Origin of the sequence: Klebsiella sp. 7-CIP_Kleb. (assembly GCF_050378655.1) — a bacterium.
GTDB lineage: Bacteria > Pseudomonadota > Gammaproteobacteria > Enterobacterales > Enterobacteriaceae > Klebsiella > Klebsiella quasipneumoniae.
Genome location: NZ_JBNRLJ010000001.1, coordinates 783,589 through 809,452, shown reverse-complemented (window position 1 = coordinate 809,452; position 25,864 = coordinate 783,589). Strand labels below are relative to the sequence as shown.

The following is a 25,864-nucleotide window of genomic DNA, read 5'->3' as shown; positions in this document are numbered from 1 at the left end:
ACAAATAATGGCCCTGTAAATTCAATTCATCCTCTTAATCCTTTGGCTTTGCAGGCTCTTCGGCTGCGATACAATACCCCTGCTAAACGGGCGGCTGTACGCATAAAATATGGTATAATCTCCGCCGCGATAAAACACTTTGATTGGGGTCACGCAGCCGATGGCACAACTTTATTTCTACTACTCTGCAATGAATGCAGGTAAGTCGACCGCTCTGTTGCAATCTTCGTACAATTACCAGGAGCGGGGGATGCGTACCGTCGTTTATACCGCTGAGATTGATGACCGCTTTGGCGCCGGAAAAGTTAGCTCGCGTATCGGTCTCTCGTCGCCGGCCCGTTTGTATAATCCACAGACGTCGCTATATAACGATATTGCCGCATAGCACAAGTTAAAACCGATTCACTGCGTGCTGGTGGATGAAAGCCAGTTTCTGACGCGCGAGCAGGTTCATGAGCTGTCTGAAGTTGTCGATACGCTGGACATTCCGGTGCTTTGCTATGGCCTGCGGACAGACTTTCGCGGTGAGCTCTTCACCGGTAGCCAGTATTTGCTGGCCTGGTCAGATAAGCTGGTGGAGCTAAAAACCATCTGTTTCTGCGGACGAAAGGCTAGCATGGTGCTGCGCCTCGATCAGGAGGGGCGTCCTTATAATGAGGGCGAGCAGGTCGTCATCGGCGGTAATGAACGATACGTTTCAGTCTGTCGTAAGCATTATAAAGAAGCGCTGAGCGTCGGCTCGTTAACCCAGGTACAAAACCTGCACCGCCCCTGCTAATACGCGCAGAAGCTCGTCCAGGCGCCTGTAGGCGCCTTTTTTATTGCCTGCGCTCCGTTGGGTTAGCAGGGTTAAAGCATGGCTGACGGCAGGCAAAAAAAAGCCCCGTCAGATGACGGGGCTTGCAGAACGTTTATGCTTGTTGATTAAGCGGATTTTTTCGCTTTTTTCTCAGCCTTCACTGGTGCCGCTTCGGCTTTCGCGGCGGCTTCGCCTTCGACGAACTCGCGACCGTAGTAGGTATCCAGCAGGATCTGTTTCAGTTCGGAGATCAGCGGGTAGCGCGGGTTAGCGCCGGTGCACTGGTCATCGAATGCATCTTCAGACAGCTTATCAACGTGGGCCAGGAAGTCAGCTTCCTGAACGCCAGCTTCGCGGATAGATTTCGGAATACCCAGCTCAGCTTTCACGCTTTCCAGCCATGCCAGCAGTTTCTCGATTTTCGCTGCGGTGCGGTCGCCCGGTGCGGAGAGACCCAGGTGATCGGCGATTTCAGCGTAGCGACGACGAGCCTGCGGACGGTCGTACTGGCTGAACGCGGTCTGCTTGGTCGGGTTGTCATTCGCGTTGTAGCGGATAACGTTGCAGATCAGCAGGGCGTTGGCCAGACCGTGCGGGATATGGAACTGGGAACCCAGTTTGTGCGCCATGGAGTGGCACACGCCGAGGAAGGCGTTAGCAAACGCAATACCGGCGATGGTAGCGGCACTGTGTACGCGCTCGCGGGCAACCGGGTTCTTGGAACCTTCGTGGTAGGACGCCGGCAGGTACTCTTTCAGCAGCTTCAGCGCCTGCAGAGCCTGGCCGTCAGAGAACTCAGAAGCCAGAACGGAAACGTAAGCTTCCAGGGCGTGGGTCACTGCATCCAGACCACCGAACGCACACAGCGATTTCGGCATATCCATCACCAGGTTGGCATCGACGATGGCCATATCCGGGGTCAGCGCGTAGTCCGCCAGCGGATATTTCTGACCTGTCGCGTCGTCGGTCACAACGGCGAACGGCGTAACTTCAGAACCGGTACCGGAGGTGGTAGTGATCGCCACCATCTTGGCTTTAACGCCCATTTTCGGGAACTTGTAGATACGTTTACGGATATCCATAAAGCGCAGGGCCAGTTCTTCGAAGTGGGTTTCCGGATGTTCGTACATGACCCACATGATTTTCGCCGCATCCATCGGGGAACCGCCGCCCAGCGCGATGATCACGTCTGGTTTGAAGGAGTTCGCCAGTTCAGCACCTTTACGTACGATGGTCAGCGTCGGGTCAGCTTCAACTTCGAAGAAGACTTCAGTTTCCACACCCGCAGCTTTCAGTACGGAGGTGATCTGATCGGCATAACCGTTGTTGAACAGGAAGCGGTCAGTCACGATCAGCGCGCGTTTGTGACCATCAGTAATCACTTCATCCAGTGCGATAGGCAGGGAGCCACGACGGAAGTAGATAGATTTCGGAAGTTTGTGCCACAACATGTTTTCAGCTCGCTTAGCAACGGTTTTCTTGTTGATCAGGTGTTTCGGACCAACGTTTTCAGAGATGGAGTTACCACCCCAGGAACCACAACCCAGAGTCAGGGAAGGAGCGAGTTTGAAGTTGTACAGGTCACCGATACCACCCTGAGAAGCCGGGGTGTTGATCAGGATACGCGCCGTTTTCATCATCTGGCCGAAGTAAGCCACGCGAGCCGGCTGGTTATCCTGGTCGGTGTACAGGCAAGAGGTATGACCGATACCGCCCATGGCGACCAGTTTTTCTGCTTTGGTCACGGCGTCTTCGAAATCTTTCGCACGGTACATCGCCAGCGTCGGAGACAGTTTTTCGTGAGCAAACGGCTCGCTTTCGTCAACGTCGGTGACTTCGCCAATCAGGATTTTAGTCGTGGCCGGTACGGTGAAGCCTGCCAGTTCAGCGATTTTCGCTGCAGGCTGACCAACGATAGCGGCGTTCAGCGCGCCATTTTTCAGGATAATGTCCTGAACGGCTTTCAGCTCTTTACCCTGCAGCAGGTAGCCGCCGTGGCTGGCGAAACGTTCGCGAACCGCGTCATAAACGGAATCAACCACCACAACGGACTGCTCAGAAGCACAGATAACGCCGTTATCGAAGGTTTTAGACATCAGAACGGAAGCAACGGCGCGTTTGATGTCAGCCGTTTCATCAATCACCACCGGGGTGTTACCGGCACCTACGCCGATAGCAGGTTTACCGGAGCTGTATGCTGCTTTCACCATGCCTGGACCACCGGTTGCAAGGATCAGGTTGATATCCGGGTGGTGCATCAGGGCGTTAGACAGCTCAACAGACGGCTGATCGATCCAACCAATCAGGTCTTTCGGTGCGCCGGCAGCGATGGCAGCCTGCAGGACAATGTCAGCCGCTTTGTTAGTGGCTTCTTTAGCACGCGGGTGCGGAGAGAAAATGATGGCGTTACGCGTCTTCAGGCTGATGAGCGATTTGAAGATGGCTGTTGAAGTCGGGTTCGTGGTCGGAACGATACCGCAGATGATGCCGATAGGTTCAGCGATAGTGATGGTACCAAAAGTGTCGTCTTCTGACAGGACGCCACAGGTTTTTTCGTCTTTATAAGCGTTGTAGATGTATTCGGAAGCGAAGTGGTTTTTGATCACTTTGTCTTCAACGATGCCCATGCCGGATTCGGCAACGGCCATTTTGGCGAGAGGGATTCGAGCATCTGCAGCGGCCAGCGCGGCGGCGCGGAAGATTTTGTCGACTTGTTCTTGAGTGAAACTGGCATATTCACGCTGGGCTTTCTTGACACGCTCAACAAGCGCGTTCAGTTCAGCGATATTAGTAACAGCCATAATGCTCTCCTGATAATGTTAAACTTTTTTAGTAAATCAGTCGCTCGATTCGACATTATAGACAGGCTGTAAACAGCTTGCATGTAAATGTTTATGTAGGAAAATCAGGACGCTGTTTTACCGATTTACTAAAAAAGCTTTATCTTTTTAACTTTCAGGTACTGCTGCCTTCCACTCTGTTGGTGTCATCAAGATTACTCACTTCTGAGTACAAATTACGTGATTTAGATCAAGTATTGGCACTGCTGATACCTTTCAGCTGACTGCTTTTTGACCGGTTCGATCAAGTGTAATGGGAGGGTTTTGAAATTAAAAAAACGATTAGCATTAAAACTACAAATAGCTAACATTCGATACATATCACCGGGTTATGCATATTTATAATGAATATTGCATGCAAAAAGCGTATGTTTCGCGCAGTTATTTTATGCTGTTAACAGTCAACCGCCAATTTTGATGATGCTGCGGAGCCCATTGTGACTCAATCACTGTTCGATTTTTCTGCATATTTCAAGTTTTTCATCGGCTTATTTGCTCTGGTTAACCCGGTGGGCATTATTCCGGTGTTCATTAGTATGACCAGCTACCAACCGGCAGCAGTGCGCAATAAGACCAACCTGACCGCCAACCTGTCGGTGGCGATCATCCTCCTGACGTCATTGTTTCTCGGCGATGGCATTCTGCAGATTTTTGGTATCTCCATTGATTCGTTCCGTATCGCCGGCGGCATCCTGGTGGTGACCATCGCGATGTCGATGATCAGCGGTAAGCTCGGTGAAGATAAGCAGAACAAGCAGGAGAAGTCGGAGACGGCGGTGCGGGAGAGCATCGGCGTGGTTCCTCTCGCGCTACCGCTAATGGCCGGACCGGGGGCAATCAGTTCCACTATCGTGTGGGGTACGCGGTATCACTCCTGGGTGCACCTCGTCGGTTTTTCACTGGCGATTGCCGTCTTTGCCCTCTGCTGCTGGGGGATTTTCCGCATGGCGCCGTGGCTGGTGCGTCTGCTAGGGCAGACAGGGATCAACGTTATCACCCGTATTATGGGCCTGCTGCTGATGGCCCTTGGCATTGAGTTTATTGTGACGGGGATTAAAGCGCTCTTTCCGGGGCTGCTGAGTTAGCTGGTTGCCACGCAGGCGGGTAGGTTCCCTTCTCGCCTGCGCGATTATTAGCAAAACCTATTAGCCAGCGCGTAACCGGCGGTAAGAATAACATTTTGCGATATCGCTATTAATTCCATAATTTTCATTAATATATGAAATATTTCTCTTAACATTCCCCTCACGTCTCCCCATCCTGTGATGTTATTTTCTTCACATCATTCTCTGGTACTTGCTGTCGGATCATCGAAATGATATTAGTAATTTTAACAAGGCTGTAGATGAATGTGCTAAAAAGTAATCTATTGTTAAATTTTTGTACAAAAAATCATCTTGCGGTCGTTGATCAGTATGTTGGCTGGTGAAAGCATCATAACTAAATGATTAATAATGATATTTTTCTATCGGTGTTTTGTGGCAACCGCGAGTAACGCTGGCAAAGCCGGCAATAAAAGAGAATCCGGTAACATATTTGCAAATTGCATTGGCGGAGGTGTTTACCTTTTGGTACTTTCCGCCGTTATCGTCTGCTGAATTATGTGCGTAAATGAGAATCATTTTTAATGATCTCGCTATGCCGGAACTGCCCCCCAGCGAGGGGGAACGAATCGACGTTAAGACTGCCGTTCGAGCGGTCGTAATAAATAAGTCGGTGATAGCAATCTGCCAATCGCAAACACTCCTGCGCTGGACAGATCCCCTAAACGGGAAAAAAACAGGCTGGTTAAAAAACCAGTAATTATAATGACTGGAGTTACAACACAATGACCATCATCACTAAAAAACGTTTGATCGCCGCGGGAGTGCTATCCGCACTCATGGCCGGCAATATGGCTATGGCAGCGGATGTCCCGGCCGGTGTGCAGCTTTCGGATAAGCAAACGCTGGTGCGAAATAGCGGCGCCGAACCGCAATCGCTGGACCCGAATAAAATCGAAGGGGTGCCTGAGGCGAATATTAGCCGCGACCTGTTCGAAGGCTTGCTGAATACCTCGCCGAAAGATGGCCACCCGATCCCTGGCGTGGCAGAGAGCTGGGATAATAAAGATTTCAAAGTCTGGACTTTCCATCTGCGTAAAGATGCGAAATGGTCTAACGGCGAGCCGGTGACCGCCCAGGACTTCGTTTATAGCTGGCAGCGTCTGGTGGATCCGAAAACCGCGTCTCCTTATGCCAGCTATCCGCAGTATGGTCATATCGTGAACGTCGACGAAATCATTGACGGCAAGAAAGCTCCGAGCGAACTGGGCGTAAAAGCCATTGACGACCACACGCTGGAAGTCACCCTCAGCGAGCCAGTACCCTATTTTTATAAACTGCTGGTTAACCCGGCGATGTCTCCTGTCTACAAACCAGCGATTGAAAAATTTGGCGAGAAGTGGACGCAGCCTGGCAATATCGTCACCAACGGCGCGTACACCCTGAAAGACTGGGTGGTCAACGAACGTATCGTCATGGAGCGCAACCCGCATTACTGGGATAATGCCAAAACCGTTATTAACACTGTCACTTGGCTGCCGACCTCTTCTGAAGTGACCTATGTTAACCGTTACCGCAGCGGTGAGCTGGATATGACCTATAACCAGCTGCCGATCGAGCTCTTCCAGAAACTGAAAAAAGAGATCCCGAACGAGCTGCACGTTGACCCGTATCTGTGTACTTATTACTACGAAATTAACAATCAGAAAGCACCGTTCACCGACGTGCGCGTACGTACCGCGCTGAAGCTGGGTCTGGACCGCGACATTATTGCCAATAAGGTAAAAGGACAGGGCGATCTGCCGGCCTACGGCTACACCCCGCCGTATACCGATGGCGCGAAACTGACCGAGCCGGAATGGTTTACCTGGTCGCAGGAAAAACGGAATGAAGAAGCGAAAAAACTGCTGGCCGAAGCCGGCTATAGCGCCGATAAACCGTTGACCTTCAACCTGCTGTATAACACCTCTGATTTGCACAAGAAGCTGGCGATTGCCGCCGCCTCGCTGTGGCGTAAAAACCTGGGCATTGACGTGAAGTTAGTCAACCAGGAGTGGAAAACGTTCCTCGATACCCGTCATCAGGGTACCTATGACGTGGCGCGTGCAGGCTGGTGCGCCGACTATAACGAGCCAACCTCATTCCTGAATACCATGCTTTCAGACAGCTCAATGAACACTGCGCACTATAAGAGCCCGGCGTTCGATAAGATTATGGCTGAATCCGTAAAAGCATCCGATGAAGCGCAGCGCACTGCAGCCTATGCGAAAGCAGAGCAGCAGCTGGACAAAGACAGCGCGATCGTACCGGTCTATTACTACGTTAACGCCCGCCTGGTGAAACCGTGGGTCGGTGGCTACACCGGTAAAGACCCGATGGATAACGTCTATACCAAAGACCTTTACGTTATCAAACATTAATGGCAATACGTGGAGCGGGCCTGTGCTCGCTCCATCGTGTCTTATTTGAGAGCAGTGCAAAGGCACACGCCAGAAGGTACGGGCAATGTTAAAATTTATCTTACGTCGCTGTCTGGAAGCGATTCCGACGCTATTCATTCTTATTACCATTTCATTCTTCATGATGCGTCTGGCTCCGGGAAGTCCTTTTACCGGGGAACGCACGCTACCGCCGGAAGTCATGGCGAATATTGAAGCAAAATACCATTTAAACGACCCCATCATGACGCAGTACTTCAATTACCTGAAGCAGCTGGCGCATGGCGATTTTGGTCCTTCCTTTAAATACAAAGATTATTCGGTCAACGATCTGGTGGCGGCCAGCTTCCCGGTTTCGGCGAAACTGGGCTTCGCTGCCTTTTTGCTGGCGGTAGTGATCGGCGTCGCTGCGGGCGTTATTGCCGCTTTGAAGCAGAATACCCGCTGGGACTATGCGGTGATGGGGGTAGCCATGACCGGCGTGGTTATTCCGAGCTTTGTGGTGGCGCCTCTGCTGGTGATGATCTTTGCTATTACCCTGCACTGGCTGCCGGGCGGCGGCTGGAACGGCGGGGCGTTGAAATTTATGATCCTGCCGATGGTGGCGCTTTCCCTGGCCTATATCGCCAGCATCGCGCGAATTACCCGCGGCTCAATGATTGAAGTGCTGCACTCTAACTTTATCCGCACCGCGCGGGCGAAGGGGCTGCCGATGCGCCGCATTATTTTGCGCCATGCGCTGAAGCCGGCGCTGCTGCCGGTGCTCTCCTATATGGGGCCGGCTTTCGTGGGCATCATTACGGGCTCAATGGTCATTGAAACCATTTACGGCCTGCCGGGGATTGGCCAGCTGTTCGTTAACGGGGCGCTTAACCGCGACTACTCGCTGGTGCTCAGCCTGACGATCCTCGTGGGTGCCCTGACTATTCTGTTCAACGCCATCGTTGACGTGCTTTACGCCGTTATCGATCCGAAGATTCGCTACTGAAGCCGGAGTTCGCCATGATGTTAAGTAAGAAAAATAGCGAGGCGCTGGAAAACTTCAGTGAGAAGCTGGAAGTGGAGGGGCGTAGCCTCTGGCAGGATGCGCGTCGCCGCTTTATGCATAACCGCGCCGCGGTCACCAGCTTGATTATGCTGGTGCTCATTGCGCTGTTCGTGACCTTCGCGCCGATGGTGTCGTCATTCTCCTATTTCGATACCGACTGGGGCATGATGTCCAATGCCCCGGACATGGCCTCTGGCCACTACTTTGGGACCGACTCCTCCGGTCGCGATCTGCTGGTGCGCGTGGCGATCGGCGGGCGTATTTCGCTGATGGTTGGGGTGGCGGCGGCGCTGGTGGCGGTGATCCTCGGCACGCTGTACGGTTCGCTTTCCGGGTATCTCGGCGGCAAAGTGGATTCGGTGATGATGCGTCTGCTGGAGATCCTCAACTCCTTCCCGTTTATGTTCTTCGTTATCCTGCTGGTGACCTTTTTTGGTCAGAATATCCTGTTGATTTTTGTCGCTATCGGCATGGTCTCCTGGCTGGACATGGCCCGTATCGTACGCGGACAGACCTTGAGCCTGAAGCGCAAAGAGTTTATTGAGGCGGCGCAGGTCGGCGGTGTCTCCACAGCGAGCATCGTGCTGCGCCATATCGTTCCTAATGTGCTGGGCGTGGTGGTGGTGTATGCCTCGCTGCTGGTCCCCAGTATGATCCTCTTCGAATCTTTCCTCAGCTTCCTGGGGCTGGGGACGCAGGAGCCGCTCAGCAGCTGGGGGGCGTTGCTCAGCGATGGCGCCAACTCAATGGAGGTCTCGCCCTGGCTGTTGCTGTTCCCGGCGGGTTTCCTGGTGGTGACCCTGTTCTGTTTCAACTTTATCGGCGATGGTCTGCGTGATGCCCTCGACCCGAAAGACCGCTAAGGAGCGCTGCCATGACCATGATTGAAACGGCAAAAGCGCCGCAAGCGCAGAGTCACAGCGGCCTGCTGCTGGACGTGAAAGATCTTCGCGTCACCTTTAAAACGCCGGATGGCGATGTCACCGCCGTCAATGATCTGAACTTCACCCTCCAGGCGGGGGAGACGCTCGGTATTGTCGGGGAGTCCGGCTCCGGTAAATCGCAGACCGCCTTCGCCCTGATGGGGCTGCTGGCGGCCAACGGTCGCATCGGGGGTTCCGCCACCTTTAACGGTCGGCAAATCCTCAATTTGCCCGAGCGTGAGCTGAACAAACTGCGCGCCGAGCAAATCTCGATGATTTTCCAGGATCCGATGACCTCTCTGAACCCATATATGCGGGTGGGAGAGCAGTTAATGGAAGTCCTGATGCTGCATAAGGGGCTGAGCAAAGCCGAAGCATTTGAAGAGTCGGTCAAGATGCTCGACGCGGTGAAAATGCCGGAAGCGCGCAAGCGCATGAAGATGTTCCCGCACGAGTTCTCCGGCGGGATGCGCCAGCGCGTGATGATTGCCATGGCGCTACTGTGCCGGCCGCGGCTGCTGATTGCCGATGAGCCGACCACCGCCCTGGACGTCACTGTGCAGGCGCAGATCATGACGTTACTGAATGAGCTGAAACGCGAATTTAATACGGCCATCATTATGATCACCCATGACCTCGGAGTCGTGGCGGGGATCTGCGATAAAGTGCTGGTGATGTATGCGGGCCGCACCATGGAGTACGGTCAGGCGCGCGATGTCTTTTATCAGCCGTCGCACCCATACTCTATTGGGCTGTTGAATGCGGTTCCTCGTCTGGATGCCGAAGGCGATGCGTTATTGACCATTCCGGGCAACCCGCCGAACCTGCTGCGTTTGCCGAAAGGCTGCCCATTCCAGCCGCGCTGTCCGCATGCAATGGAACAGTGCAGCAGCGCGCCGCCGCTGGAGTCTTTCGCGCCAGGTCGCCTGCGCGCCTGCTTTAAACCGGTGGGGGATCTGCTATGAACGCCGTAACTGAACAACGAAAAGTCCTGCTCGAAATTGCCGACCTGAAGGTGCATTTCGATATTAAAGATGGCAAACAGTGGTTCTGGCAGCCGTCGAAAACGCTGAAAGCCGTAGATGGCGTGACGCTGCGTCTCTATGAAGGCGAGACCCTCGGCGTGGTGGGGGAGTCAGGCTGCGGTAAATCGACTTTCGCCCGCGCCATCATTGGCCTGGTGAAGGCCACCGATGGCAAAGTGGCCTGGTTGGGTAAAGATCTGCTGGGCATGAAGCAGGAAGAGTGGCGCGACGTGCGCAGCGATATCCAGATGATCTTCCAGGATCCGCTGGCCTCGCTGAACCCGCGTATGACCATCGGAGAAATCATCGCTGAACCGCTGCGTACCTATCATCCGAAGATGCCGCGTCAGGAAGTGCGCGATCGCGTGAAGGCGATGATGATGAAAGTCGGGCTGTTGCCTAACCTGATCAACCGCTATCCGCACGAGTTCTCTGGCGGTCAGTGTCAGCGCATCGGCATCGCGCGGGCGCTGATCCTCGAGCCGAAGCTGATTATCTGCGATGAGCCGGTGTCCGCACTTGACGTGTCCATCCAGGCCCAGGTGGTCAACCTGCTGCAGCAGCTGCAGCGTGAAATGGGACTGTCGCTGATATTTATCGCCCACGATCTGGCGGTAGTTAAGCACATCTCCGATCGCGTACTGGTGATGTATCTGGGCCATGCGGTGGAGCTGGGAACCTACGATGAGGTGTACCATAATCCGCTGCATCCCTATACCAAAGCGCTGATGTCGGCGGTGCCGATCCCCGATCCGGACCTCGAAAAAACGAAAACCATCCAACTGCTGGAGGGCGAATTACCCTCGCCGATTAATCCGCCTTCGGGCTGTGTCTTCCGCACCCGCTGTCCGCTCGCTGGACCGGAGTGCGCCAAAACCCGTCCGGTGCTGGAAGGCAGCTTCCGCCATGCGGTTTCCTGCCTTAAGGTAGACCCGTTATAATCTCAGGGGCTGACGCAGGTCAGCCCTTTTTTTTGCGAGGTTAACGAAGTGGGTATGCTTTCTGCCGCTCGCCTGCGGCTTTATCATTTGCTTTTCGATCAAAACCGACGTTCCGGCCGCCGCTTCGAAGGTCTGTGCGGACTTTTCGCATTGCTCAGCGTGGTGGTGATATTTGTCGAGTCGGGGCTGGGCACGCAATATCATCTGACATTAGATGAATGGCATATTTTCGTCTGGCTGGAGCTGCTGGTGACCGCGGTCTTTACCCTGGAGTATCTGCTGCGTATTGCGACATGGCCCAATCCGCTCCACTACATTTTCAGCTTCTGGGGGTTTATTGACTTAGCGACCATCCTGCCGCTGTACGTGATGTGGCTGTGGCCGGAAATTAGCCTCAATTATGTCTTTGCCTGGCGGGCAATGCGGGCGATCCGCGCGTTGCGTATTCTCAAACTGTTGCGCTTTATGCCTTCGCTCAATGTGTTCTGGCGGGCGATTGTCAGCGCGCGCCATCAGCTGATCCTGTTCTATTCGTTTATCGCCATTGTGATGGTGATTTTCGGCTCGTTAATGTACCTGATAGAAGGGCCAGAGTATGGTTTTACCACGCTCAACGCTTCGGTCTATTGGGCCATTGTAACCATCACTACCGTCGGCTACGGGGATATCACGCCGCATACACCGCTGGGCCGCATCCTGGCCTCCATTCTCATCCTGATCGGATACTCCATTATTGCCATTCCGACCGGGCTTATCACCACCCATATGACCAGCGCCCTGAACCGGCGGCGTCAGCAGCGGGTATGCCCGCAGTGCCAGCAGGGCCACCATGACGATAACGCCCGGTTTTGTCACGCCTGTGGCCATGCGTTACCGCAGTAAACCCTCGGCATAAAAAAAGCCTGCCGGGAGGAACGCGGCAGGCTTTTCACTGGCTAGTCAGCGTTATTCACGCCACAGAATATGACACAGCTTATGATCTTTCTCGCGGCACAGCAGTACGCGGGCGAAGATATCATTGATTTCCCCGCCGTCGGTATCCGCCAGGCCAATCACCACTTCGGCGAAGAAATCCGGGTTCAGATCGTAATCCACATGCTCTTCCCAGTCTGCAGACGGGTCGAACAGCTCGGCGCCGCCGCGCTCCTCAAACTGCAGGTTAAACAGAATGATGTCCGCCGGGTCGAGGTTATCGGCCGCCAGTTCGAGGAAGATGTCGTATGCCTGCTCAAGCGTTTCGTCTTCGGTCAGACGGTTGTTTAAATCCATATCCATGATTGCTACTCATTCGGTATCTGATGGGCACGTTTTACAGCAACGGGCTGAAGAAGTAAAACAGTCGCTCGGCGATCCGCTGCCACAGCGGACGTTTTAACCAGCGACGGGCGTCCAGCAGGCGCGAGCGCGAGATATAGTCATCCTGGACCGCCGCCAGATCGCTGCCGAAGCCGGCGTCATCGATGACCAGCGTGATTTCAAAATTGAGCCACAGGCTGCGCATATCCAGATTCACGGTACCCACCAGACTCAGTTCGCCATCGACCAGCACGCTCTTGGTATGCAACAGGCCGCCTTCGAACTGGTAAATCTTCACCCCTGCTGCCAGCAGCTCGGTGAAAAAGGCCCGGCTGGCCCAGCCCACCAGCAGCGAATCGTTCTTGCGCGGTAAAATAATACTCACGTCCACGCCGCGCTGGGCAGCGGTACAGATCGCGTGCAGCAGGTCGTCGCTGGGTACGAAGTAGGGCGTGGTCATGATCAAATGCTCTTTCGCCGCGTAGGCGGCGGTGAGCAGCGCCTGATGGATAAGATCTTCCGGAAACCCCGGGCCGGAGGCGATCGTGTGGATGGTATGTCCACTGGCCTCTTCAAACGGCATGATATTGACGTCCGGCGGCGGCGGCAGAATACGCTTTCCGGTCTCGATCTCCCAGTCACAGGAGTAGACGATGCCCATCGAGGTCGCCACCGGGCCTTCCATGCGCGCCATCAGGTCAATCCACTGTCCGACCCCTGAGTCCTGTTTAAAGTAGCGGGGATCAACCATATTCATGCTGCCGGTGTAGGCGATATAGTTATCGATCATCACCATTTTGCGATGCTGACGCAGGTCCATCCGGCGCAGAAACACACGCATCAGATTGACCTTGAGAGCCTCGACCACTTCAATGCCGGCGTTACGCATCATTGCCGCCCATGGGCTGCGGAAAAAAGCCACACTGCCCGCGGAGTCGAGCATCAACCGGCAGTGAACCCCGCGACGGGCGGCGGCCATCAGCGATTCGGCGACGCTGTCGGCCATGCCGCCTGGCTGCCAGATATAGAAGACCATCTCAATGTTATGGCGAGCCAGTTGAATATCGCGGATCAGGGCCTGCATGACGTCGTCAGATTCCGTCAGCAGCTGCAGCTGGTTGCCTTTTACGCCGCCAATGCCCTGGCGCCGTTCGCACAGCTTGAACAGGGACTCGGCCACCGGGCTGTTATCTTCCGCGAAGATATGTTTGCAGGCTTTGAGGTCGTTTAACCATTTGGCCGTGGAAGGCCACATCGCCCTCGCGCGTTCTGCCCGCCGCTTGCCAAGATGCAGCTCGCCAAAGGAGAGATAGGCGATGATCCCCACCAGCGGCAGAATATAAATGATCAATAACCATGCCATCGCGGACGGCACAGCGCGGCGTTTCATTAGAATTCGTAATGTTACACCGGCGATCAACAGCCAGTACCCCAGAATGACCAGCCAGTTCACCACCGTGTAAAAGGTTGTCATAGATGTAAAATCCTTTTGAATGACGTTATGTGATGAGTTTACGCATCAGTATTTTTCTGGCAAATAAAAACGCAGCGAAAGCGGTGGTCAGCCGCAGGCAGAGGTTTATAATGGGGGCTGTTTTCACTCGTAGAGTCGTTGCAATGAAGCGTAGTAGAACGGAAGTAGGGCGCTGGCGCATGCTGAGACAGGTGAATCGCCGTAAAGCGCGCTGGCTGGAAGCCCAATCACGCCGCAATATGCGGATCCTCGCCATCAGAAAGGGGCTGGTGAAACGGCAGCGTCATGCTCTGCTGTTTATTTTCCCCGACTGTTAAGCGAGCAGGCTAACGGCACCGTGCGCGGTGCCGTTGTCGTTTTCTCAGCCCTGCGCCGAACTCCCTTTTAACATCGCCAGGTGGCCTAATGAAATATCTATGCGATGTCTGTCAGGGTATGACGGGGAATTACCGACAGAACTCCTTATTCTGCGACAGACATTAACCGCCCTGCAGAAGCCTGAACAGGGCGCGGGGTTGTCGATCGTTTTTCAATTTCATGCTAACTATCGGGGTGACCACTCTGATTAAAATGCACCGCTTTTGTGGGTGTAAATTTATTTGGCATAGGCTTCCGTAGATAACGTGATGGTCACGTTATCACTCACCGCCGGAACATATTTATCAAGCTTGAAGTCTGAACGTTTTATTACCCCAGTGGCATCAAAACCAATGGCCTCCTTTTTCACCATCGGATGCATGTCCTGCTTGTTCAGGGTGGCATGCAATACTACCGGTTTAGTGATGCCTTTAATGGTCAGGTTACCTTCAACATCATATTTATTGCCGCCTTTACTTTCCACCCGGGTGCTCTGAAAGGTTGCCTCAGGATACGTTTTGACATCGAAGTACTCTTTGCCTAAAAACTCATCCGTTAACGCTTTGACATGCGTATCAATGGTTTTGACTGGCAGCGTGACGTGCACAGAGGATTTCTCTGGGTTATCTTTGTCAAAAGAGAGTTTCCCTGAAACATCAGAGATATAGGCGGTAGGGTTAGAGAAACCAAAATGGTTCCAGGCAATAACAACCGAAGTATGCTGTGGATCCAGGCTATATTCTGTCGCAGCGGCCTGTGATACAGGAATATATAAGGCAAGCAGAGAAAATAATGCGGTTTTTTTCAGGGTGTTCATACAAAAATCCTCATAAGCGTCAGGTGCATAAATGGTAGCCCAAAAAAATGCAGGGCTTATTGAAAACATTTGTTATTCCCGTTCAAATATTTTAACCAACCAATAATAACCCTACAATCACTCCGCGTGAATTTTACCTAACGAAATTAATAGGCATTAAAAAAATCCTCTGTAACGTAAATCTGGTCACGTGATCTTTATACGTTCATCCCTATGGGATATGCCTGGATCAGCGCATTTTTTTATTTCCGGTTGCTTTCCAGACACCGCGATCCTGAATGCAGCAAGATAGGCGATATTTGGTCCTATGTCAGCTGAACCGGATATACATGCTTATTTACTCCAGGCGTTAATATCTGTTGCTGAGAATCCCTCTCTCTTTAACGATCTTCTTTCAACTGTGTTTAAGATTTACCGGACGATGTCGGGATGCGCTGGCATGCAAAGCAAGCGATAGATCCATGCAAGATCTCTGTCACAGACTTATTCAATATATTAGCCATTCAATATCATGCCCGGCGTCGACGTTTGGTCGGCATTTTCTGTTGCCGCAAAAGGCGAGGTGATGGTCGATGATGTCGTCGCTGGGGAAGAGATGTGCTCATCTTCCAGGCATCTCAGGCTGATAACAGCCAGCGCTTTCGTGCGGTTAAAAAGGGCGGCATTTTAATGTTGTGTAGCAAAATGCGCCCTTTCATCTGATGGCCTGGTGTGTTTTTGCGGTTAACCAGAAAAATAGCAGGGGATTTTTTTCAAAATACTTTTTTGTACGGCTTAACAGAGACCTGGCGGTAGACGCCAGCTGCAATGTACGGATCGTCATTGGCCCAGGCCTGAGCCGCTTCCAGCGATTCAAACTCAGCGATTACCGTTGAGCCGCTGAATCCAGCTGCGCCCGGTTCGTTGCTGTCAACGGCCGGCATTGGTCCGGCGGTAAGCAACCGACCTTCATCATGTAAAAGTTGTAGACGCGCAAGATGCGCGGGGCGAACCGAGAGCCGCTTTTCCAGAGAATCGGCGATATCTTCAGCGTAGATAACGTAAAGCACGGCAAAGCTCCTTATCAATAAACAGGCGAATTACGTTAAGTTAAACGACGATGGACTGCAATGCAAAGATGCGCCCCGGCGCCGAATGCCCTGCCGACGCGGCTTTTTTCCGCAAATGGTGGCAAAAATTGACTCAGGTTAAGACGGCTTATTGAATATGATTGCTATTTGCATTTAAAATCGGAGCATCATTTTTCAACAGAAACGACTATGAGCGCAATGACCCTTGATTTACCTCGCCGCTTCCCGTGGCCAACGCTGCTGTCCGTGGCTATCCACGGTGCCGTTGTGGCGGGGTTGCTTTATACCTCGGTACATCAGGTTATTGAACAGCCTTCCCCGACGCAGCCGATAGAGATCACCATGGTGGCGCCGGCCGATCTTGAGCCGCCCCCGGCGGCGCAACCCGTCGTGCAGCCCGTTGTTGAACCCGAACCAGAGCCGGAACCTGAGGTGGTCCCTGAGCCGCCGAAAGAGGCGCCGGTGGTGATCCATAAACCAGAACCTAAGCCGAAGCCCAAACCTAAACCGAAGCCCAAGCCGGAGAAAAAGGTTGAGCAGCCTAAGCGGGACGTCAAGCCGGCAGCGGAGCCGCGTCCGGCTTCACCGTTTGAAAACAACAATACGACGCCAGCGCGCACCGCGCCGAGCACCTCCACCGCAGCGGCCAAACCCACCGTCACTGCCCCGAGCGGCCCGCGGGCCATCAGCCGTGTCCAGCCGACCTATCCGGCGCGCGCTCAGGCGCTGCGCATTGAAGGGACGGTGCGGGTGAAGTTTGACGTTACGCCAGATGGCCGAATTGATAATTTGCAGATCCTCTCCGCCCAGCCGGCGAATATGTTCGAGCGCGAGGTGAAAAGCGCGATGCGCAGATGGCGTTACGAGCAGGCAAGACCGGGAACCGGCGTGACGATGACCATTAAATTCCGCCTCAACGGCGTCGAGATTAACTGATAATGCAGGGCGGCGGACCGGTGAGGTCCGCCGTAAACCTTGTCTAACGCGTTTTTTCCATCAGGACATCGTCCAGCGCCTGCTGGACTGTCACCAGGTGCTGGCCACCGAACAATATCGCCCGGTTCAGCAGGGTATAAAGCTGGTAAATCGGCTGACGCTCGAGAAAACCAGCCGGTAGCGGCGAGACGGACTGATAGCCGTCATAGATCTGCGGGGGTTGTTCCGGGTGCATCGGCAGCATAGCTAAATCACACTCGCGGTCGCCCCAGTAGCAGGCCGGGTCGAAGATGTAGGGGCCATCCGGCCCTAAGGCGCAGTTGCCGGACCACAGGTCCCCGTGCAGCAGCGAAGGTTGCGGCTGATGGTTGGCCAGCCGCTGCTGTACCACATCGACTAAGGTATCGATATCGCCAAAGTGCAACCCTTTCTCCGCCGCCAGCTCCAGCTGCCAGCCGATACGCTGCTCGGCAAAAAACACCGACCAGCGACGCTGCCAGGCGTTGGGCTGCGGCGTGGTGGAAAGATCGTTATCAAAATCCAGACCGAACTGCGGCTGATCGCTCCACCGATGCAGGTGGGCTAACTGCTGGCCAAGCAGGAAAGCGTTATGCGCATCCAGCGGACGGGGAGGGAGGTATTCCATGACCACGAAGCTGTAGTCGCGATCGCTGCCGACGGCAAAGACCTGCGGTACGCGAACGGTTTTGCTTCGCGACAGCAGCTCCAGCTGATCGGCCTCGGCGGTGAAGATAGGCAGGAGTTCCCGTTCGTCGCATTTCACGAAGTAATCTTTGCCGCCGAAGCGCAAATGCCAGGCGGAATGGATCTCTCCGCCGGGCAGCTCGGTTTTCAGTTCGATTTCAGCGTCTTCGGTATGCCAATCGCGTAAAAGAGTACTGATTGCTTGCCACATGCTGTCTCTCCCCATGTTTTCCACCATATCATAAGGTTAGCGCATTACTACCGGGTAAACCTGGAACTGACGCACAACTGACGCTTTCCGTTGCGCTAAACGCATTTATTGAGCTTTTAACCACTCGGCGAATGTGCTGACGGCGATTTCTGCCGGACGGCCAAGGGCCGATTCCGCCAGGCCGGCGCTGAGAGCTTTCACTTCCTCGGCTGTTTGGGCGCTCAGCAGGCCAAAGGTATTGGTGCCCAGCTCATGGGGCGTGCCCTCTTCATCATTGAGCGTTAGTACAAACCCGGCACGGGTAAAATGGTTGCTGACCTCATTGATCTCCGTCAGCGCCTGCTCATGGAAGGTTACGCTGACGACCCAGGCGGTAATTTCATTGCTCATCTCGACACCCCGTTGTTATGTATGGCCTTTCCAGCATAGACCATCCTGCAAATCTCGCGGCTCCCCTCCGCCGGGGCGGAGGGGCAGGGGAAATCAACGTCCGCAGAGATAATCGTAGATTTTTTGCGTATTGGCCTGCGAACAGAGGCGGGTACCCTGGTTGATGGTCGCGGCACTACCGGCGGCGACGCCAAAGCGTACCATGTCTTCGAGGCTGGCGTTTTCCGCCAGACGCAAGGTCATGGCACCCACCATGCTGTCGCCGGCGCCGACGGTGCTCTGGCTTTTCATTGGCGGCGGCACCACCTGAACGCTGCCGCTGGCGTCAACCCCTAACGCCCCCTGCGGACCGAGGGAGACCACCACCCGGCGCACTTTACCGGACTGGATCAACGACTGAGCGGCAAGGCGGACGTCATCAGGCTGGCTCAGATCGCGCTGCACGAGGGCGCTGAGCTCTTTCTGGTTTGGCTTCACTAATTCAATATTGCCGACGTCCAGCGCGGCGGCCAGCGCATCGCCGGAGCTGTCGATAATGCAACGCAGGCCTTGCTGTTGCGCATTTTTAACCAGCTGCATCAGATTTTCGACGCTGATACCTGGCGGCAGGCTGCCGCTGATCACCAGCAGTGAGCCGGGGTCGATGGTCAGGACTTTTTCTTCCAGGCGGCGGAATTCATCGTCTGTCAGCGCGGCGCCGGGCATCACAAAGCGATACTGTTCGCCGCTGGCGGCCACGTGAACGTGCAGGTTCTGTCGCGTCCAGTCGCGGGTTTCGACGGTTTCGATCGGCACCTGCTCATCGGCCAGCAGGGCGGCAAGGTGCTCGCCGGTGGCGCCGCCAATCGGGAAAATGGCGGTGGCTTTGCCGCCGAGAAAGGTCACGGCGCGGGCGACGTTGATCCCGCCGCCGCCGGGTTCAAATACCGGCGCGCTGCAGCGGAGTTTCCCTTCCGGGTAGATCTGCGGGGTCTGGGTGGCGCTATCCAGCGAGGGGGCCAGCGTGAGCGTATAAATTTTGGTCATTCCTTCTCCTCCTTAATACGGCGACTGTGCTTTATTTAAGCATGGCACGATGATTCAGGGAGGGAAAGTGCTGTCCCTGAGAGATTTGCAAAGAAGCCTGTATTTTCATTATGAAATAAAGATTGTTTCCGGAGCTGTCTTATTCAAAAAACGAAAGAGTAAGTGATTGCTATGTTATTCGTGCTTTTTTATAATTTGCTACCTTTCTTAGGACCTGCACTCCGCGATCCTCGCGAAAGTTTCCGGGACCCACAGGTCTCTTTTATGTTGTACGGACGCTAAATTCAATGAGCCGGCATGGTTAGGCCTGTTCATCATTTGTACTGTCCTAAAAAAATGTATTTTAGAGAGTTATAATGAAGCTTTTAAAGACAGTACCCGCAGCGGTCATGCTGGCGGGGGGGCTTTTTGCGTCTGTTGGCGCAATGGCCGATGATTCTGTATTTACCGTCATGGATGACCCTTCCGCTGCCAAAAAACCGTTCGAAGGGGTGGTCAACGCAGGTTACCTGGCGCAGTCCGGCAACACCAAGAACTCCTCAATGACGGCTGATTCCACCCTGACCTGGTATGGCAACACCACCGCCTGGTCCCTGTGGGGCAACGCCAGCAACACCTCGTCCAACGATGAGCGCTCCTCAGAGAAATATGCAGTCGGTGGTCGTAGTCGCTATAACCTGACCGATATGAACTACGTCTTTGGGCAGGGCAGTTGGCTAACCGACCGTTATAACGGCTATCAGCAGCGCGATGTCCTGACGGCGGGCTATGGTCGTCAAATCCTCAACGGACCGGTGCACAGCCTGCGGTTTGAATTTGGTCCTGGCGTCCGCTATGACGAATACACCGACGGGGATACCGACACTCAACCGCTGGGCTACGCCTCCGGAACCTGGGCCTGGCAGATGACCGATAACGCCAAATTTACCCAAGGGGTATCGGTATTTGGCGCCGAGGACACCACGGTCAACTCAGAGAGTGCGTTAAACGTGGCGATTAACGCCCACTTTGCGTTGAAAGTGGCGTACAACGTCACCTGGAACTCGGAGCCGCCGGCGTCTGCGCCGGAGCATACCGATCGCCGGACCTCGCTCTCCCTCGGGTATAAAATGTAATATTTTCAGGCCGGGTTTCCCGGCCTGATCGTTTTAGATTTAGCAATAAGTGACATTATTTTTTCTGGCAATTCGTTTTAGTTTTTATAAAAAGAAACTGGCCTCCATTTTTTCTCCATTATTCTCCATTTGCTGACAAATATTCATTCTATTTGACACGAAAAGCTAAATATTCGACGGACAAATATGTGATCTGGATCTATACTAACAGCCACTGACCGAATGGAGACATTGTTCGGTCCGTCTTCCGTAATAAGAGAATAAACATCATGAAAAAAAGCCAATTTACCATCGCAGCCCTGGCGCTGTGCGTGCTTTCCTTTGGCGCATCGGCCGCCACGCCAGTTCCGCCGTCGGGTAACCAGGACCATACGCAGGTAGGTATCGCCAAAGCTACCGACGTTGAGGCCGGATCGAATATTGCCCCCGGTTCCCGTAGCACCGGACAATCCATGAGCGATGCCTTTAATGTGCATACGCTGGTGGCAGGCGAGTGGTCTTAATATCGCAGGCTACTGCTTCACGGGCAGTCTATTAAGCCGGGTAAAGTGGTACCGGTTTAACGACCCGCGCTAAACATCACGCAGGCAATATCAACGCGTCTCTTTTAGTTAGCCCGCATAATATCGTCCGGCTTCGCTGGTGATTATTATCGGCCCTTCCTGGCGGATATTCTGCTTTTATCCGCGCCGCTCTTGTTTTCTCCGCATTCCGCCATCATTTATGCTATTGCGGCTTTAATCACGTACCAATGATGTGTAAACTACTCCCCGGTGTTATCAGCAGGCGGCAGCAGGCGGGAACGATCGCTCCGGTCGTGCTCCTCTTTTCGCAGAGTGAAGCGGGAACTGCGCCTTAACCTGGTGATAATTATGATTATATTGTTTTGTATGTGCTCTTTCGTGTGGGGCACCACTGCAAATAAGGACATAAAATGCCTGTAATTACGCTTCCTGATGGCAGCCAACGCCATTTTGATCACGCCGTCAGCCCGATGGACGTCGCGCTGGATATCGGCCCAGGCCTGGCGAAAGCCACCATCGCCGGCCGGGTAAACGGTGAACTGGTAGACGCCTGCGACCCGATCGAAACCGATTCCACCCTCTCTATTATCACGGCTAAAGATGAAGAAGGGCTGGAGATCATTCGTCACTCCTGCGCGCACCTGTTAGGCCATGCTATCAAACAGCTGTGGCCCAACACCAAAATGGCTATCGGTCCGGTTGTTGATAATGGCTTCTACTATGACGTAGACCTCGATCACACCCTGACTCAGGAAGATATCGACGCGCTCGAAAAACGTATGCATGAGCTCGCCGAGAAAAACTACGATGTCATCAAGAAGAAAGTGAGCTGGCACGAAGCGCGTGAAACCTTCGTGAAGCGCGGCGAAAGCTATAAAGTTTCTATTCTTGACGAAAACATTGCTCATGATGACAAGCCTGGCCTGTATCATCATGAAGAATATATCGATATGTGCCGCGGTCCGCACGTGCCGAACATGCGTTTCTGCCATCACTTCAAGCTGATGAAAACCGCAGGCGCGTACTGGCGCGGCGACAGCAACAACAAGATGCTGCAGCGCATTTATGGTACCGCGTGGGCCGATAAGAAAGCCCTGAACGCCTACCTGCAGCGCCTGGAAGAGGCCGCGAAGCGCGACCACCGTAAAATCGGCAAGCAGCTCGACCTGTACCACATGCAGGAAGAAGCGCCGGGTATGGTCTTCTGGCATAACGACGGCTGGACTATCTTCCGTGAACTGGAAACCTTCGTGCGCTCCAAGCTCAAAGAGTACCAGTATCAGGAAGTGAAAGGTCCGTTCATGATGGACCGCGTGCTGTGGGAAAAAACCGGCCACTGGGACAACTACAAAGATGCGATGTTCACCACCTCTTCTGAGAACCGTGAATACTGCATTAAGCCGATGAACTGCCCGGGCCACGTGCAGATCTTCAACCAGGGGCTGAAATCCTACCGTGACCTGCCGCTGCGTATGGCGGAGTTCGGTAGCTGCCACCGCAACGAGCCGTCAGGTGCGCTGCACGGTCTGATGCGCGTTCGTGGCTTTACCCAGGATGATGCGCATATCTTCTGTACTGAAGATCAGGTTCGCGATGAAGTGAACGCCTGTATTCGTATGGTCTACGATATGTACAGCACCTTTGGCTTCGAGAAGATCGTTGTCAAACTGTCGACTCGCCCGGAAAAACGTATCGGCAGCGACGAGACCTGGGATCGCGCGGAAGCGGATCTGGCGGTGGCGCTGGAAGAAAATAATATCCCATTTGAATATCAACTGGGTGAAGGGGCGTTCTACGGCCCGAAAATTGAATTTACCCTGTATGACTGCCTCGATCGTGCATGGCAGTGCGGTACGGTACAGCTGGACTTCTCTCTGCCGCAGCGTTTAAGCGCCTCCTATGTGGGCGAAAACAACGAGCGTCAGGTGCCGGTCATGATCCACCGTGCGATTCTCGGTTCTCTGGAGCGCTTCATTGGCATCCTGACCGAAGAGTTCGCTGGCTTCTTCCCAACCTGGATTGCGCCAGTGCAGGTGGTGGTCATGAATATCACCGATTCTCAGGCTGAATACGTTAACGAATTGACGCGTAAACTACAAAATGCGGGCATTCGTGTAAAAGCAGACTTGAGAAATGAGAAGATTGGCTTTAAAATCCGCGAGCACACTTTACGTCGTGTCCCGTATATGTTGGTCTGTGGCGACAAAGAAGTCGAAGCCGGCAAAGTGGCCGTGCGCACCCGTCGCGGGAAAGACCTCGGCAGCATGGACGTAAATGAAGTGATCGAGAAGCTGCAACAAGAGATTCGCAGCCGCAGTCTTCAACAACTGGAGGAATAAGGTATTAAAGGCGGAAAACGAGTTCAAACGGCACGTCCGAATCGTATCAATGGCGAGATTCGCGCCCAGGAAGTTCGCTTAACAGGTCTGGAAGGTGAGCAGCTGGGTATTGTGAGTCTGAGAGAAGCTATCGAAAAGGCTGAAGAGGCTGGAGTAGATTTAGTTGAAATCAGCCCTAACGCCGAGCCGCCAGTTTGTCGTATCATGGACTACGGCAAGTTCCTTTATGAAAAGAGTAAGTCTTCTAAGGAACAGAAGAAGAAGCAGAAAGTTATCCAGGTTAAGGAAATTAAATTCCGCCCTGGTACTGATGAAGGTGACTATCAGGTAAAACTCCGCAGCCTGATTCGCTTTCTCGAAGATGGCGATAAGGCCAAGATCACGCTGCGTTTCCGCGGTCGTGAGATGGCCCACCAGCAGATCGGTATGGAAGTGCTTAACCGCGTGAAAGACGATCTGGTTGAACTGGCAGTAGTCGAATCCTTCCCAACGAAGATCGAAGGCCGCCAGATGATCATGGTGCTCGCTCCTAAGAAGAAACAGTAAGGCCATCAAGAAACATTTCCGGTGGGCTTCGGCTCACTGGTTTTGTTCGCCTTTGTTTCGTTTATTAACAATGCGAAGTGGAAGTTATTAAAATGCCAAAAATTAAGACCGTACGCGGTGCTGCTAAGCGCTTCAAAAAAACCGGTAAAGGTGGTTTTAAGCACAAGCACGCTAACCTGCGTCACATTCTGACTAAAAAAGCTACCAAGCGTAAACGTCACCTGCGTCCGAAAGCCATGGTTTCCAAAGGCGATCTGGGCCTGGTTATCGCGTGCCTGCCGTACGCATAAGTCGTTAACGTTTAACTTTTTTAACTTAGAATAGATACAGGAGAGCACACATGGCTCGCGTAAAACGTGGTGTAATTGCACGTGCACGTCACAAGAAAATTTTGAAACAAGCTAAAGGCTACTACGGTGCGCGTTCTCGCGTATACCGCGTTGCCTTCCAGGCTGTTATCAAAGCTGGTCAGTACGCTTACCGTGACCGTCGTCAACGTAAACGTCAGTTCCGTCAACTGTGGATTGCACGTATCAACGCAGCAGCACGTCAGAACGGTATTTCTTACAGCAAATTCATCAATGGCCTGAAAAAAGCCTCTGTTGAAATCGACCGTAAGATCCTGGCTGACATCGCCGTATTCGACAAAGTAGCGTTCACCGCTCTGGTCGAAAAAGCGAAAGCAGCTCTGGCATAAGCCAGTTGAAAGAGGGAGCTTGTCTCCCTCTTTTCGTTTCAACACCATCAATACATTGACTTTTATCGGCGCAGGCTTTTCAATACAGGTCTGACGTTTCTTACCAGACAAGGTAATGCAAGCATGAATGCTGCTATTTTCCGCTTCTTTTTTTACTTTAGCACCTGAACTCAGGAGGCTAGCGCGTGAAAGAAGAAACGGAAAACAGCGCCAGAAAGCCTCCCCTGTGGAGGCTTTTTTCGTATATGGATTCGGAATATTAATTTCACTATAACCGGTGTCTGCACCGACATAATGAGGAAAACCATGTCACATCTCGCAGAGCTGGTTGCCAGTGCCAAGGCAGCCATTAACGAGGCATCAGATGTTGCTGCGCTGGACAACGTCCGCGTGGAATACCTGGGTAAGAAAGGGCATCTGACCCTGCAAATGACCACCCTGCGTGAGTTGCCGCCGGAAGAGCGTCCGGCAGCCGGTGCGGTCATCAACGAAGCGAAAGAGCAGGTACAGCAGGCGCTGAATGCGCGCAAAGCCGAACTGGAAGGGGCGGCGCTGAATGCTCGTCTGGCTGCAGAGACCATCGACGTCTCGCTGCCGGGTCGCCGCATTGAAAATGGCGGCTTGCATCCGGTCACCCGCACCATCGACCGTATTGAAAGTTTCTTCGGTGAGCTCGGCTTTACCGTGGCGACGGGCCCGGAAATCGAAGACGATTACCACAACTTCGATGCGCTGAATATCCCGGGTCACCATCCGGCGCGCGCTGACCACGACACTTTCTGGTTCGATGCCACTCGCCTGCTGCGCACCCAGACCTCCGGCGTGCAGATCCGCACCATGGAAAACCAGCAGCCGCCGATCCGTATTATCGCGCCGGGACGCGTCTATCGTAACGACTACGATCAGACCCACACCCCGATGTTCCACCAGATGGAAGGTCTGATCGTTGATAAAAACATCAGCTTCACCAACCTGAAAGGAACCCTGCACGATTTCCTGAACAACTTCTTTGAAGAAGATCTGCAGGTACGCTTCCGTCCGTCTTACTTCCCCTTCACCGAACCGTCCGCGGAAGTCGACGTGATGGGTAAAAACGGCAAATGGCTGGAAGTGCTGGGCTGCGGTATGGTGCACCCGAACGTGCTGCGCAATGTGGGTATCGATCCGGAAGTGTATTCCGGCTTCGCCTTTGGCATGGGCATGGAGCGTCTGACCATGCTGCGCTATGGCGTCACCGATCTGCGCGCGTTCTTCGAAAACGATCTGCGTTTCCTCAAACAGTTTAAATAAGGGCAGGACAGAAC

The 25,864-nt window shown here is 53.5% G+C and carries 26 protein-coding genes, 1 pseudogene and 1 other annotated feature; of the genes and pseudogenes, 19 read left to right on the top strand and 8 right to left on the bottom strand.

Annotated features, from left to right (window positions below; all coding sequences use genetic code 11):
• The first annotated feature begins 160 nt into the window (after positions 1–160).
• Positions 161–778: pseudogene (gene tdk / locus ACQUTI_RS04005) on the top strand (thymidine kinase).
• A 146-nt stretch (positions 779–924) separates the two neighbouring features.
• On the opposite strand, the gene adhE reads toward tdk, so the two are convergent.
• Complete coding sequence (gene adhE / locus ACQUTI_RS04000; RefSeq protein ID WP_004203165.1) at positions 925–3,600, bottom strand: bifunctional acetaldehyde-CoA/alcohol dehydrogenase; 2,676 nt, start codon at positions 3,598–3,600, stop codon at positions 925–927.
• Positions 3,601–3,677: 77 nt separating this feature from the next.
• On the opposite strand from adhE, the gene ACQUTI_RS03995 reads away from it, so the two are divergent.
• The 8 genes from ACQUTI_RS03995 to ACQUTI_RS03960 all read left to right on the top strand — a co-directional run bounded on the left by ACQUTI_RS03995 (position 3,678) and on the right by ACQUTI_RS03960 (position 11,939).
• The gene (locus ACQUTI_RS03995; protein WP_032425908.1) at positions 3,678–3,863 is read left to right on the top strand and encodes a hypothetical protein; all 186 of its coding nucleotides are present in this window, start codon (positions 3,678–3,680) and stop codon (positions 3,861–3,863) included.
• 213 nt (positions 3,864–4,076) lie between these two features.
• Positions 4,077–4,724, top strand: a complete 648-nt coding sequence (locus ACQUTI_RS03990; RefSeq protein ID WP_002910095.1) for a YchE family NAAT transporter — start codon at positions 4,077–4,079, stop codon at positions 4,722–4,724.
• Positions 4,725–5,467: 743 nt separating this feature from the next.
• Positions 5,468–7,102 carry an oligopeptide ABC transporter substrate-binding protein OppA gene (gene oppA / locus ACQUTI_RS03985; protein WP_004203164.1) on the top strand — a complete coding sequence of 545 codons (1,635 nt, stop codon included), beginning with the start codon at positions 5,468–5,470 and terminating at the stop codon, positions 7,100–7,102.
• Positions 7,103–7,187: 85 nt separating this feature from the next.
• Positions 7,188–8,108 (top strand): oligopeptide ABC transporter permease OppB, encoded by a 921-nt coding sequence (gene oppB / locus ACQUTI_RS03980; RefSeq protein WP_002910089.1) that lies wholly within the window; start codon positions 7,188–7,190, stop codon positions 8,106–8,108.
• Positions 8,109–8,122: 14 nt separating this feature from the next.
• A complete protein-coding gene (oppC, locus tag ACQUTI_RS03975; protein ID WP_004145396.1) occupies positions 8,123–9,031 on the top strand; it encodes an oligopeptide ABC transporter permease OppC in 909 nt (302 codons plus the stop codon).
• 11 nt (positions 9,032–9,042) lie between these two features.
• Positions 9,043–10,056, top strand: a complete 1,014-nt coding sequence (locus ACQUTI_RS03970; protein ID WP_004151853.1) for an ABC transporter ATP-binding protein — start codon at positions 9,043–9,045, stop codon at positions 10,054–10,056.
• Entirely contained in the window at positions 10,053–11,057 is a 1,005-nt protein-coding gene (gene oppF / locus ACQUTI_RS03965) for a murein tripeptide/oligopeptide ABC transporter ATP-binding protein OppF (protein ID WP_002910083.1), read from the top strand. The genes ACQUTI_RS03970 and oppF overlap by 4 nt, the downstream gene beginning before the upstream one ends.
• 54 nt (positions 11,058–11,111) lie before the next feature.
• Complete coding sequence (locus ACQUTI_RS03960) at positions 11,112–11,939, top strand: ion transporter (RefSeq protein ID WP_004203160.1); 828 nt, start codon at positions 11,112–11,114, stop codon at positions 11,937–11,939.
• Positions 11,940–12,002: 63 nt separating this feature from the next.
• On the opposite strand, the gene ACQUTI_RS03955 is transcribed toward ACQUTI_RS03960, so the two are convergent.
• Positions 12,003–12,332, bottom strand: a complete 330-nt coding sequence (locus ACQUTI_RS03955) for an HI1450 family dsDNA-mimic protein (protein WP_002910079.1) — start codon at positions 12,330–12,332, stop codon at positions 12,003–12,005.
• A gap of 34 nt (positions 12,333–12,366) precedes the next feature.
• Positions 12,367–13,827: a cardiolipin synthase gene (gene cls / locus ACQUTI_RS03950; protein WP_004203158.1), complete on the bottom strand. Its 1,461-nt coding sequence runs from the start codon at positions 13,825–13,827 to the stop codon at positions 12,367–12,369.
• 143 nt (positions 13,828–13,970) lie between these two features.
• On the opposite strand from cls, the gene ACQUTI_RS03945 reads away from it, so the two are divergent.
• Positions 13,971–14,144, top strand: coding sequence for a YciY family protein (locus ACQUTI_RS03945; protein WP_023290120.1), 174 nt, complete (start codon positions 13,971–13,973; stop codon positions 14,142–14,144).
• A 278-nt stretch (positions 14,145–14,422) separates the two neighbouring features.
• Here ACQUTI_RS03945 and ACQUTI_RS03940 read toward each other — a convergent pair whose 3' ends face one another.
• Complete coding sequence (locus tag ACQUTI_RS03940; RefSeq protein WP_072206868.1) at positions 14,423–15,070, bottom strand: YceI family protein; 648 nt, start codon at positions 15,068–15,070, stop codon at positions 14,423–14,425.
• A 683-nt stretch (positions 15,071–15,753) separates the two neighbouring features.
• Positions 15,754–16,050 (bottom strand): YciI family protein, encoded by a 297-nt coding sequence (locus tag ACQUTI_RS03935; protein ID WP_002910042.1) that lies wholly within the window; start codon positions 16,048–16,050, stop codon positions 15,754–15,756.
• Positions 16,051–16,260: 210 nt separating this feature from the next.
• On the opposite strand from ACQUTI_RS03935, the gene tonB reads away from it, so the two are divergent.
• A complete protein-coding gene (gene tonB / locus ACQUTI_RS03930; RefSeq protein WP_004203153.1) occupies positions 16,261–17,007 on the top strand; it encodes a TonB system transport protein TonB in 747 nt (248 codons plus the stop codon).
• A 43-nt stretch (positions 17,008–17,050) separates the two neighbouring features.
• Here tonB and ACQUTI_RS03925 read toward each other — a convergent pair whose 3' ends face one another.
• The 3 genes from ACQUTI_RS03925 to pfkB all read right to left on the bottom strand — a co-directional run bounded on the left by ACQUTI_RS03925 (position 17,051) and on the right by pfkB (position 19,339).
• Positions 17,051–17,923 (bottom strand): fructosamine kinase family protein, encoded by an 873-nt coding sequence (locus tag ACQUTI_RS03925; RefSeq protein ID WP_004203150.1) that lies wholly within the window; start codon positions 17,921–17,923, stop codon positions 17,051–17,053.
• A 105-nt stretch (positions 17,924–18,028) separates the two neighbouring features.
• A complete protein-coding gene (gene ghoS, locus ACQUTI_RS03920; protein ID WP_064149766.1) occupies positions 18,029–18,313 on the bottom strand; it encodes a type V toxin-antitoxin system endoribonuclease antitoxin GhoS in 285 nt (94 codons plus the stop codon).
• 93 nt (positions 18,314–18,406) lie between these two features.
• Positions 18,407–19,339 carry a 6-phosphofructokinase II gene (pfkB, locus tag ACQUTI_RS03915; protein ID WP_004203145.1) on the bottom strand — a complete coding sequence of 311 codons (933 nt, stop codon included), beginning with the start codon at positions 19,337–19,339 and terminating at the stop codon, positions 18,407–18,409.
• 356 nt (positions 19,340–19,695) lie between these two features.
• Here pfkB and ACQUTI_RS03910 point away from each other — a divergent pair, with 356 nt between their 5' ends.
• The 8 genes from ACQUTI_RS03910 to pheS all read left to right on the top strand — a co-directional run bounded on the left by ACQUTI_RS03910 (position 19,696) and on the right by pheS (position 25,850).
• On the top strand, positions 19,696–20,454 hold the full coding sequence (locus tag ACQUTI_RS03910; protein WP_004203142.1) for a DUF481 domain-containing protein: 759 nt from the start codon (positions 19,696–19,698) through the stop codon (positions 20,452–20,454).
• Positions 20,455–20,723: 269 nt separating this feature from the next.
• Entirely contained in the window at positions 20,724–20,957 is a 234-nt protein-coding gene (locus tag ACQUTI_RS03905) for a hypothetical protein (RefSeq protein ID WP_004203141.1), read from the top strand.
• Positions 20,958–21,388: 431 nt separating this feature from the next.
• A complete protein-coding gene (gene thrS / locus ACQUTI_RS03900; RefSeq protein WP_017900777.1) occupies positions 21,389–23,317 on the top strand; it encodes a threonine--tRNA ligase in 1,929 nt (642 codons plus the stop codon).
• A 3-nt stretch (positions 23,318–23,320) separates the two neighbouring features.
• Positions 23,321–23,863, top strand: coding sequence for a translation initiation factor IF-3 (infC, locus tag ACQUTI_RS03895; RefSeq protein WP_004189469.1), 543 nt, complete (start codon positions 23,321–23,323; stop codon positions 23,861–23,863).
• Positions 23,864–23,955: 92 nt separating this feature from the next.
• Positions 23,956–24,153 carry a 50S ribosomal protein L35 gene (rpmI, locus tag ACQUTI_RS03890; protein WP_001124225.1) on the top strand — a complete coding sequence of 66 codons (198 nt, stop codon included), beginning with the start codon at positions 23,956–23,958 and terminating at the stop codon, positions 24,151–24,153.
• A 50-nt stretch (positions 24,154–24,203) separates the two neighbouring features.
• Complete coding sequence (gene rplT, locus ACQUTI_RS03885) at positions 24,204–24,560, top strand: 50S ribosomal protein L20 (RefSeq protein ID WP_000124850.1); 357 nt, start codon at positions 24,204–24,206, stop codon at positions 24,558–24,560.
• A 118-nt stretch (positions 24,561–24,678) separates the two neighbouring features.
• Positions 24,679–24,803: a sequence feature (Phe leader region), on the top strand.
• Positions 24,684–24,728 carry a pheST operon leader peptide PheM gene (pheM, locus tag ACQUTI_RS03880; RefSeq protein ID WP_001386830.1) on the top strand — a complete coding sequence of 15 codons (45 nt, stop codon included), beginning with the start codon at positions 24,684–24,686 and terminating at the stop codon, positions 24,726–24,728. (Overlaps the previous feature by 45 nt.)
• A gap of 63 nt (positions 24,804–24,866) precedes the next feature.
• Complete coding sequence (gene pheS / locus ACQUTI_RS03875) at positions 24,867–25,850, top strand: phenylalanine--tRNA ligase subunit alpha (protein ID WP_002909105.1); 984 nt, start codon at positions 24,867–24,869, stop codon at positions 25,848–25,850.
• Positions 25,851–25,864 lie beyond the last annotated feature (14 nt).

What these genes read in the sequence shown, in the direction of transcription:
- adhE (WP_004203165.1), bottom strand. Translation starts at nt 3,600, where the DNA reads ATGGCTGTTACTAATATCGCTGAACTGAACGCGCTTGTTGAGCGTGTC.
- oppA (WP_004203164.1), top strand. Translation starts at nt 5,468, where the DNA reads ATGACCATCATCACTAAAAAACGTTTGATCGCCGCGGGAGTGCTATCC.
- oppB (WP_002910089.1), top strand. Translation starts at nt 7,188, where the DNA reads ATGTTAAAATTTATCTTACGTCGCTGTCTGGAAGCGATTCCGACGCTA.
- oppC (WP_004145396.1), top strand. Translation starts at nt 8,123, where the DNA reads ATGATGTTAAGTAAGAAAAATAGCGAGGCGCTGGAAAACTTCAGTGAG.
- ACQUTI_RS03970 (WP_004151853.1), top strand. Translation starts at nt 9,043, where the DNA reads ATGACCATGATTGAAACGGCAAAAGCGCCGCAAGCGCAGAGTCACAGC.
- oppF (WP_002910083.1), top strand. Translation starts at nt 10,053, where the DNA reads ATGAACGCCGTAACTGAACAACGAAAAGTCCTGCTCGAAATTGCCGAC.
- ACQUTI_RS03960 (WP_004203160.1), top strand. Translation starts at nt 11,112, where the DNA reads ATGCTTTCTGCCGCTCGCCTGCGGCTTTATCATTTGCTTTTCGATCAA.
- ACQUTI_RS03955 (WP_002910079.1), bottom strand. Translation starts at nt 12,332, where the DNA reads ATGGATATGGATTTAAACAACCGTCTGACCGAAGACGAAACGCTTGAG.
- cls (WP_004203158.1), bottom strand. Translation starts at nt 13,827, where the DNA reads ATGACAACCTTTTACACGGTGGTGAACTGGCTGGTCATTCTGGGGTAC.
- ACQUTI_RS03945 (WP_023290120.1), top strand. Translation starts at nt 13,971, where the DNA reads ATGAAGCGTAGTAGAACGGAAGTAGGGCGCTGGCGCATGCTGAGACAG.
- ACQUTI_RS03940 (WP_072206868.1), bottom strand. Translation starts at nt 15,070, where the DNA reads ATGTTTTCAATAAGCCCTGCATTTTTTTGGGCTACCATTTATGCACCT.
- tonB (WP_004203153.1), top strand. Translation starts at nt 16,261, where the DNA reads ATGAGCGCAATGACCCTTGATTTACCTCGCCGCTTCCCGTGGCCAACG.
- ACQUTI_RS03925 (WP_004203150.1), bottom strand. Translation starts at nt 17,923, where the DNA reads ATGTGGCAAGCAATCAGTACTCTTTTACGCGATTGGCATACCGAAGAC.
- ghoS (WP_064149766.1), bottom strand. Translation starts at nt 18,313, where the DNA reads ATGAGCAATGAAATTACCGCCTGGGTCGTCAGCGTAACCTTCCATGAG.
- pfkB (WP_004203145.1), bottom strand. Translation starts at nt 19,339, where the DNA reads ATGACCAAAATTTATACGCTCACGCTGGCCCCCTCGCTGGATAGCGCC.
- ACQUTI_RS03910 (WP_004203142.1), top strand. Translation starts at nt 19,696, where the DNA reads ATGAAGCTTTTAAAGACAGTACCCGCAGCGGTCATGCTGGCGGGGGGG.
- ACQUTI_RS03905 (WP_004203141.1), top strand. Translation starts at nt 20,724, where the DNA reads ATGAAAAAAAGCCAATTTACCATCGCAGCCCTGGCGCTGTGCGTGCTT.
- thrS (WP_017900777.1), top strand. Translation starts at nt 21,389, where the DNA reads ATGCCTGTAATTACGCTTCCTGATGGCAGCCAACGCCATTTTGATCAC.
- rpmI (WP_001124225.1), top strand. Translation starts at nt 23,956, where the DNA reads ATGCCAAAAATTAAGACCGTACGCGGTGCTGCTAAGCGCTTCAAAAAA.
- rplT (WP_000124850.1), top strand. Translation starts at nt 24,204, where the DNA reads ATGGCTCGCGTAAAACGTGGTGTAATTGCACGTGCACGTCACAAGAAA.
- pheS (WP_002909105.1), top strand. Translation starts at nt 24,867, where the DNA reads ATGTCACATCTCGCAGAGCTGGTTGCCAGTGCCAAGGCAGCCATTAAC.